Origin of the sequence: Mesorhizobium sp. M2A.F.Ca.ET.067.02.1.1 (assembly GCF_004023285.1) — a bacterium.
In the GTDB taxonomy this organism is placed as follows: Bacteria; Pseudomonadota; Alphaproteobacteria; order Rhizobiales; family Rhizobiaceae; genus Mesorhizobium.
The window spans coordinates 1-7721 of the sequence record NZ_RZSB01000248.1 but is presented as its reverse complement, the minus strand read 5'-3'; the positions used below and the strand labels follow the sequence as shown (position 1 = coordinate 7721).

Annotated in this window: 8 protein-coding genes; all 8 read left to right on the top strand. The window is 63.7% G+C overall.

Annotation, left to right across the window (positions count from 1 at the left end; genetic code table 11):
• The coding region (locus tag EOA28_RS17920; protein ID WP_128315108.1) for a PfkB family carbohydrate kinase at positions 1-942 on the top strand (942 nt) is incomplete at its 5' end.
• 38 nt (positions 943-980) lie between these two features.
• Positions 981-2045 carry an ABC transporter substrate-binding protein gene (locus EOA28_RS17915; protein ID WP_126081886.1) on the top strand — a complete coding sequence of 355 codons (1065 nt, stop codon included), beginning with the start codon at positions 981-983 and terminating at the stop codon, positions 2043-2045.
• Positions 2046-2069: 24 nt separating this feature from the next.
• On the top strand, positions 2070-2939 hold the full coding sequence (locus EOA28_RS17910) for an ABC transporter permease (protein WP_127251434.1): 870 nt from the start codon (positions 2070-2072) through the stop codon (positions 2937-2939).
• Positions 2939-3727 (top strand): ABC transporter permease, encoded by a 789-nt coding sequence (locus EOA28_RS17905; RefSeq protein WP_127251435.1) that lies wholly within the window; start codon positions 2939-2941, stop codon positions 3725-3727. Before EOA28_RS17910 ends, EOA28_RS17905 begins: the two co-directional genes overlap by 1 nt.
• On the top strand, positions 3727-4794 hold the full coding sequence (locus EOA28_RS17900; protein ID WP_127251436.1) for an ABC transporter ATP-binding protein: 1068 nt from the start codon (positions 3727-3729) through the stop codon (positions 4792-4794). The genes EOA28_RS17905 and EOA28_RS17900 overlap by 1 nt, the downstream gene beginning before the upstream one ends.
• Positions 4795-4877: 83 nt before the next feature.
• Positions 4878-5966, top strand: coding sequence for a Gfo/Idh/MocA family oxidoreductase (locus EOA28_RS17895; RefSeq protein WP_128315107.1), 1089 nt, complete (start codon positions 4878-4880; stop codon positions 5964-5966).
• 51 nt (positions 5967-6017) lie between these two features.
• Positions 6018-6932: a sugar phosphate isomerase/epimerase gene (locus EOA28_RS17890; protein WP_126081891.1), complete on the top strand. Its 915-nt coding sequence runs from the start codon at positions 6018-6020 to the stop codon at positions 6930-6932.
• A 15-nt stretch (positions 6933-6947) separates the two neighbouring features.
• A partial coding sequence (locus EOA28_RS17885) for a fatty acid desaturase (protein ID WP_128315106.1) occupies positions 6948-7721 on the top strand: 774 nt, incomplete at its 3' end.

Sequence of the window (7721 nt, the reverse complement as noted above, 5' to 3'; positions counted from 1 at the left end):
GTGGTGGACTACGTCTACCGCATCGACGCGTTGCCGGCGGCCGGCACGGAAAAGACCGCGTCAGCTTACGCCCGCGTCGCCGGCGGCGGTTTCAACATGATGGTCGCCGCAAGCCGCACCGGCATGAAGGTGGTGTTCGGCGGCCAGCTCGGCACCGGGCCGGACGGAGACTTCCTGCGCGCCGCCTTCGCCGCCGAAGGCATCGAGACGCTGACGCCGCCGTCGACCTCGATGGACAGCGGCAATTGCGTGGCCATGATCAGCGGCGATGCGGAGCGCACTTTCGTCTCCTGGCCGGGCGCCGAGAGCCGGCTGACGTTCGACATGATGAAGCCGGTCCAAGTCCTTTCGGGCGACTGGGTTTTCACCTCGGGCTACACACTGAGCTATCCCGGCAGCCGCGATGCGCTTGTCGACTGGATCGAGGCGCTGCCGGCCGGCGTTCCTTTCGTCTTCGATCCGACGCCGGTGATCGCCGATATTCCGCGCCCGATCCTGGACAGGGTGCTGGCGCGCGCGACCTGGCTGAGCTGCAACACCAATGAGGCCGCCGAGATTGCCGGCGCCGGCGATGCGCAGACCGTCGCCATCCGGTTGCTCGCCGAGCATTGCCCCAGCGCCGAGGGTGTCGTCATCCGCGCCGGCGCGCATGGCTGCCTGGTGCGCATGGCCGATGGCGGCACCCGCGCGGTGCCGGGTTTCGAGGTGGAAGCCGTCGACACGAACGGGGCCGGCGACACGCATATCGGCGCCTTCGTCAGTGGCCTTTCGCGCGGCATGTCGCCTTGCGAGGCGGCTCGCTACGCGAATGCCGCCGCCGCGCTTTCGGTCACCCGCCATGGCGGGTCCTCGGCGCCGACCGACATGGAGATCCAGGAGTTCCTGACCGAGCGCGGCGAAGCGATGACCGCGCCTGGCCGGGCGGAAGCGACTGCAACTTAACAAACCGTCAACCGGGCAAACAATGAGAGGAAAAGAACATGCGCATGCCCAGACTGACCGCTTTTCTGACGGCCACCGCCGTCTTCGTCTCCGCTTTCACGCTGGCAGCACAGGCCGCTGAGGAAGTGCATGTGCTCAACTGGAAAGGTTACGGCGCCGACGAGCCGTGGGCGGTCGCCAATTTCGAGAAGGCGACCGGCTTCAAGGTGGTCAATGACTTCTTCAACTCCGAACAGGAGATGCTGACCAAGATCCGCACCAATCCCGGCCTCTATGACGTCGTCATGATCAACGCCGCCTTCAACGACCAGGCGATGGCCGGCAAGCTGATCCAGCCGATCGACGTCTCGAAACTCTCCAACTATGCCGACATCGCCAAGGACAAGGCCGGCTCGCCGATGCTCAACCATGACGGCAAGGTCTATGGCGTGCCGTGGGTGTGGGGCCTGACGGCTCTGGCCATCAACGAAAAGTCCTTCGAAAAGCCGCCGACAAGCATCGCCGAAATGTGGGACCCGGCGCATAAGGGCCGCGTCATCATCCGCGACGACGCCGTCGAGGCGGTGCAGTTCGGCGCGATCGCGTCGGGTCAGAACATCAACGACATCAAGGATATGGACGCGGTCAAGGCGAAGCTCACCTCGCTGATGCCCCAAATCAAGACGTTCTGGAGCTCGGAGAACGACTGGAACCAGATGGTCGCCTCCAACCAGATCGACATCGGCACCTATTGGAGCGGCTCGGCCGACCGTGCCAAGACGCATTTCAAGCTGCCGGTCTCCCTTGTCATCCCGCAAGAGGGCGCCGTCGCCTGGCTCGACGCCTTCTCGATTCCCGTCGGCTCGAAAAACGTCGCCGGCGCCGAGGCCTTCATCAACTACATGATCGATCCGAAGTTCTACGTCGAATGGGTCACCAAGGTCGGCGCGCCGGTTTCGGCCAACACCAAGGCGGTCGACGCGCTGCCGGAGGATGCGTTCAACCGCAAGGTCATGGGCAGCCCGGATGTCGCCAAGCGCATCCAGTTCCAGGCGCCGGTCACCGACGAGCAGCGCGAGAAGTATCTGGCGCTGTGGCAGGAGCTGAAGGTCAACGTGAAGTAAGGCGTCATTCGGGGAGGAGAGGCAATGGCTGACCAGCTTGCGATCGGTTCGCGCCGCGGACTGAAGCCGGCGCTGCCGCTTCTCCTACCCGCCTATCTGTGGCTGACGGTGGCGATCTTCCTGCCGCTGTCGGCCATGGTCTTCTTCTCCTTCATGACCGACCTGCCGCTGGCCGGAAAGGAATGGTCGTTCACGCTCGGCAATTACGCCGCCTTCTTCTCGCAGAGCCTCTACTCGACGCTTCTGTTCGCCTCGCTGCGGCTCGGGCTCGAAGTCACGCTGTGGTGCGTGGTCATCGGCTATCCGGCGGCCTATGTGCTGGCCAAGGTGCTCAAAGGGCGCAGCCGCGAAGCGATCTTCCTGCTCGTCATCCTGCCCTTCTGGTCGAACGGGCTGGTGCGCATCTTCTCCTGGGCCATGGTGCTGCGCGAAGGCGGCATTCTCGACACGGCGCTCAACGCGGTGCTGCCGTTCAAGATCAACATCGATCTCATGTATTCCTATCCGGCCGTCATCATCGGCCTGGTGCACTCTTATGTGCCCTACATGGTGCTGACCTGCTATCTCACGCTGCAGGCGATCGACGACTCGCTGATCGAGGCCGGCCGCTCGCTCGGCGCGTCGCGGCGGCAGGTGCTGTGGCGGGTGATCATCCCGCTGTCGATGCCTGGGCTGATCGCGGGAGCGGCGCTGATCTTCGTGCCGGTGGTCGGCTCCTTCATGGAGCCGCGCATCCTCGGTGGGCGCACCGGCACCTTCTACGGCACGGTCATCGAGGATCAGTTCGTCGCCGTGTTCAACTGGCCGCTGGGCGCCGCGCTCTCCTTCATCCTGCTCGCGGTCGTGCTGATCATCCTGGCGCTGGCCGCGCCCGTCCTGCGGAGGGCCGGCTGATGGCGACGACGCGCATCCTCGAATGGCTCGGGCGTTTCTACATCGTGCTTTTGCTCGGCTTCCTCTATCTGCCGATCATCATCATGGCGGCGATGTCCTTCAACGCCTCGCCCTTCTACCAATTGCCGTTCGAGTGGACGACGGACTGGTACGCCTCGCTCTGGCAGAACGACCAGCTGATCGCGGCGACCTGGAACAGCATCGAGATCGCAATCATCACCACTTTGATCTCGACGGTGCTCGGCTCGATGGCTTCGCTCGCGCTCTATCGCTACGACTTCCGTGGCAAGAAAGTCCTGCAGGCGCTGCTCTTCCCGCCGATCGCCATTCCATGGCTGATCACCGGCACGGCGATGCTGATCTTCTTCTTCGGCGTGGGAATCGGCCGCGGGCTCATCGCCATCCTGCTCGGCCATGTCGCGCTGGCGCTGCCCTATGTGATCGTCGTTGTGTCGGCCCGGCTGCAGACCTTCGCGCCGGAACTGGAGGAGGCGGCGCGCTCGCTCGGCGCCAATCAATGGCAGGTGACCATGCGCGTGACCTTGCCCTGGATCATGCCGGGCGTGATCGCCGGCGGGCTGTTCGCTTTCGCCGTGTCGTTCGACCAGTTCGTCGTCTCCTACTTCCTGTCGACGCCCGGCCAAACGACGCTGCCGGTCGAGATCTACGCCGCAATCCGCAAGGGTTTCACGCCCGAGATCAATGCGGTCTCGACGATCATCATCGTCGTGTCGATGGCGCTGATGCTGCTTACGGCGCGCTTCTTCAAATTCGGCGGAGAGAAATAATGGCTGGCGTCCAGGTCGCGAACGTCTCCCGCAGTTTCGGCGCGCACAAGGCGTTGGATAACGTCTCGATCGATTTCGCTGATGGCGGCTTCTATGCGCTGCTCGGACCGTCCGGCAGCGGCAAGACCACGCTGCTGCGCCAGATCGCCGGCTTCGATTTTCCCGATAGCGGCCGCATCGCCATCGGCGGCGAAAGCGTCGAGCGCGTGCCGGTCGAGAAACGCCGCATCGGCATGGTGTTCCAAAACTATGCGCTGTTCCCGAATATGAGCGTCGCCGACAATGTCGCCTTCGGCCTCTCGGTGCGCGGCGAGCCGAAGGCGACGATCGCTAAGGAAGTGCAGCGCGCGCTCGATCTCGTGCAGCTCGGCAAGCTCGGCGGGCGCAAGCCGCACCAGCTTTCCGGCGGCCAGCGCCAACGCGTGGCGCTGGCGCGCGCCATCGTCACCAAGCCGCGCGTGCTCCTGCTCGACGAGCCGCTCGGCGCGTTGGACAAGGCGCTGCGCGTCGACATGCAGATCGAGCTGAAGCGCATTCAGCGCGAGATCGGCATCACCACCATCTTCGTCACCCACGACCAGGAAGAGGCGCTGACGATGAGCGACCGCATCGGCATATTGCGTGACGGCCGGCTGGTGCAGGAAGGACCGCCGGAAGAGATCTACGACAGGCCGCAAAGCGAGTTCGCCGCGACCTTCCTCGGCGACGCCAACATCTTTCGCGGCAATGCCACCGGCTCCGGGATCAAGCTGCCCGACGGCACGACGATCGCGGCTTCGACAGGCGCCTCGGTGCCGGCCGGCGCCAAGGCGAGCTGCGCGGTCCGGCCGGAACGCATCCGGATTTCGACCGGTGCGGCAAAGCCCGATCCAGTCGGTGCCAACATGCTCACTGGGCAGGTCTCGAAGCGCATCTTCGCCGGCAACAACAGCACCTATTTCGTCGACCGCGATGGCCAGACGCTGAAGGTGATCGTCCAGAACACCGGCGCCGAAAGGTTGGCTGAAGGTCAGCCGGTCGTGCTTAGCTGGTCGCCGGACAGCACGGTGCTGATCGCGGCCGCTTGATAGCGCTGATGGGAAATGATGGCGCTGGCCTTGGCTGACGCCCGGACCATCGCGTTATATCCAGTCCTCGATGGGAGGAATGGATGGCGAGCACGGGTTTCGAGCCGGACGTAAAGGTCCGGGTCAAGGACTACCGGATCGGCTGCATCGGCGCCGGCATGATCATGGCCGAATGCCATCTCGCCGCCTATGCGCAGGCCGGCTTTCCGGTGGTGGCGATCGCTTCCCGGACCAAGGCGAATGCCGCGAAGGTGGCGGATCGCTGGCATATCCCGACCGTCCACGACACGCCGGAGCAATTGATCGAGGACAGCCAAGTCGAGATCGTCGACCTCGCTTTTCCTCCCGACCAGCAGCCGGCGCTGATCCGCCATGCGCTCAAGCAGCCGCATATCAAGGCGATCCTGGCGCAGAAGCCGCTGGCGCTTTCGGTCGAGGAAGCGGTGAGGCTGCACGACGAGGCGGTTGCCTCCGGCAAGATCCTCTCGGTCAACCAGAACATGCGCTACGACCAGTCGATGCGCGTTCTGAAGCAGATCATCGACAGCGGCGCGCTTGGCGAGATCGTCTTTGCCGTGATCGACATGCACGCGATCCCGCATTGGCAGACCTTCCTGGCCGGTTACGACCGGCTGACGCTCGCCAATATGAGCGTGCATCATCTCGACGTGCTGCGTTTCCTGTTTGGCGATCCGGACGAGATCACCACGCTGACGCGCAAGGACCCGCGCACGAAATTCGACCATTCCGACGGGATCACGGTGTCGACGTTGCGCTTTCCTTCCGGCGTGCTCGCTGTATCGCTGGAGGATGTCTGGTCCGGTCCGCGCCAGGAAGGCTACGACGACGACCAGCACATCGCCTGGCGCGTCGACGGCACCAAGGGCGTTGCCAAGGGCACGATCGGCTGGCCGAAGGGCGTCGCCTCGACGCTGACCTATGCCTCGACCGAGACGACGGGCGGGAAATGGGTCAGCCCAAGCTGGGAGACGATGTGGTTCCCGCACGCCTTCATTGGCGTCATGGAGCAACTGGAATATGCCTTGAAGACCGGCACGTCGCCGGCGCTGTCGGTTGCCGACAACGTCAGAACCATGGCGCTGGTCGAGGCCGGCTACCGGTCCATGGCCGAGGGCCGTACCGTCAAGCTGTCCGAAATCCGCGTCGACTGAGGCAGCCGAAAGACGCGGCAACTGAATCGCTTACCCGGAGGACTTCACCTCATGATGCAGGCAGGTATCTTCACAGGCTATTTTCCCTACGAGTTGGAGGAATCGGCAAGGCGCATCCGGGCGCTCGGTTTCAACACCGTGCAGCTCGACCTGCATTTCAAGGATATCGACCTGTCGGCCGGGCAGATCACCAAGGACAAGGCGAGGACGGTGCGCGACACGTTTCGCGACCATAACCTGCCGGTCTGCTGCGTGTCCGGCTACACCAACATCATCCATCCGGAGAAGGGAGAACGGGAAAGGCGGCTTGCCTATCTCAAGGAGATCATCCGCAACGCGCGCGACTTCGGTTCTCCCTATGTGATTTCGGAGACCGGCACCTACAACACCGAGTCCGACTGGGTGCATCACCCCAGGAACAAGACCGAAGAAGGCTTCGAGGAATGCCGCAAGGTGATCTCCGACCTCGCCCGGACGGCTTACGACCACGGCGCGGTGTTCCTGCTCGAGACCTATGTCAACAATGTCGTCGGCTCGGTCGAGGAGACGGTGAAAATGTTCGCGCAGGTCGATCATCCCGGACTTGGCCTGCTGATGGATCCGACCAACTATTTCGAGGCGCACAACATCGACCGCATGGACCAGGTGCTGAACCAGGTGTTCAACACGCTGACCGACAAGATCAAAATCGCGCATGCCAAGGACGTGAAGCGTTCGGGCGGCGACAAGAGCGAAAAGCATGCCGATATCGGCGACGCGGACGCGCATGAGGGACTGACCTTCCGCGGCGTCGGCGAGATCGAGCTACCGGCGCCGGGGCTGGGCGCGCTGAACTACGATCTCTATCTCAAGCGGCTCAGCGAGAAGCATCCGAACATCCCGGTGATCATCGAGCATCTGACCGAGGATGACGTGCCGCGCGCAAAGACATTCCTCGACGGCAAATTCCGTGCGAACGGGCTTTGATTGCGGGGAGGGATGATGACGACGGCGTCCAGCACCAAGCGCGACTACAGCCTTGTCGGCGAAAGCACGCGCCGGGCGATCGAGACCGGGCTCGCCTCGGCCGAGTGGTACCACACGGATGTACCGCGCAAGACCATGAAGGAATTGATGCAGCGCTCGGACGGGCCGGCGATCCGCGATACCATCATCTGGATCGCCGCGATCCTGGGCTCGGCAGTCGGCATCGTCTGGTTCTGGGGCACGTGGTGGGTCGTGCCGTTCCTGTTCGTCTATGGCGTGCTCTACGGCTCGTCGAGCGACTCGCGCTGGCACGAATGCGGCCACGGCACCGCCTTCCGCACGCGCTGGATGAACGATGTCGTCTACCACATCGCTTCCTTCATGCTGATGCGCAATCCGGTGCAGTGGCGCTGGAGCCATGCGCGCCATCACACCGACACCATCATCGTCGGCCGCGATGCCGAGATCGCGGTGATGCGGCCGCCGGACCTCATCAAGGCGGCTTTGGCCTTCACCGGCATCCTCGACTTCCGCTATTCGCTGCCGACGCTGGTGCGCCAAGCCTTCGCCATATTGTCGGGGGACGAGAAGAGCTACATCCCACAGATGGAGCAGCACAAGGCGGTGACCGCGGCGCGATGGCACATATTGGTTTACGCAGCGACGATCGCTGTCGCCATCGCGCTTGGTTCATGGATACCGCTGGTGCTGATCGGGCTGTCGCGCCTCTACGGCACCTGGCACATGGTGCTGACGGGGCTGCTGCAGCATATTGGGCTAGCCGACAAC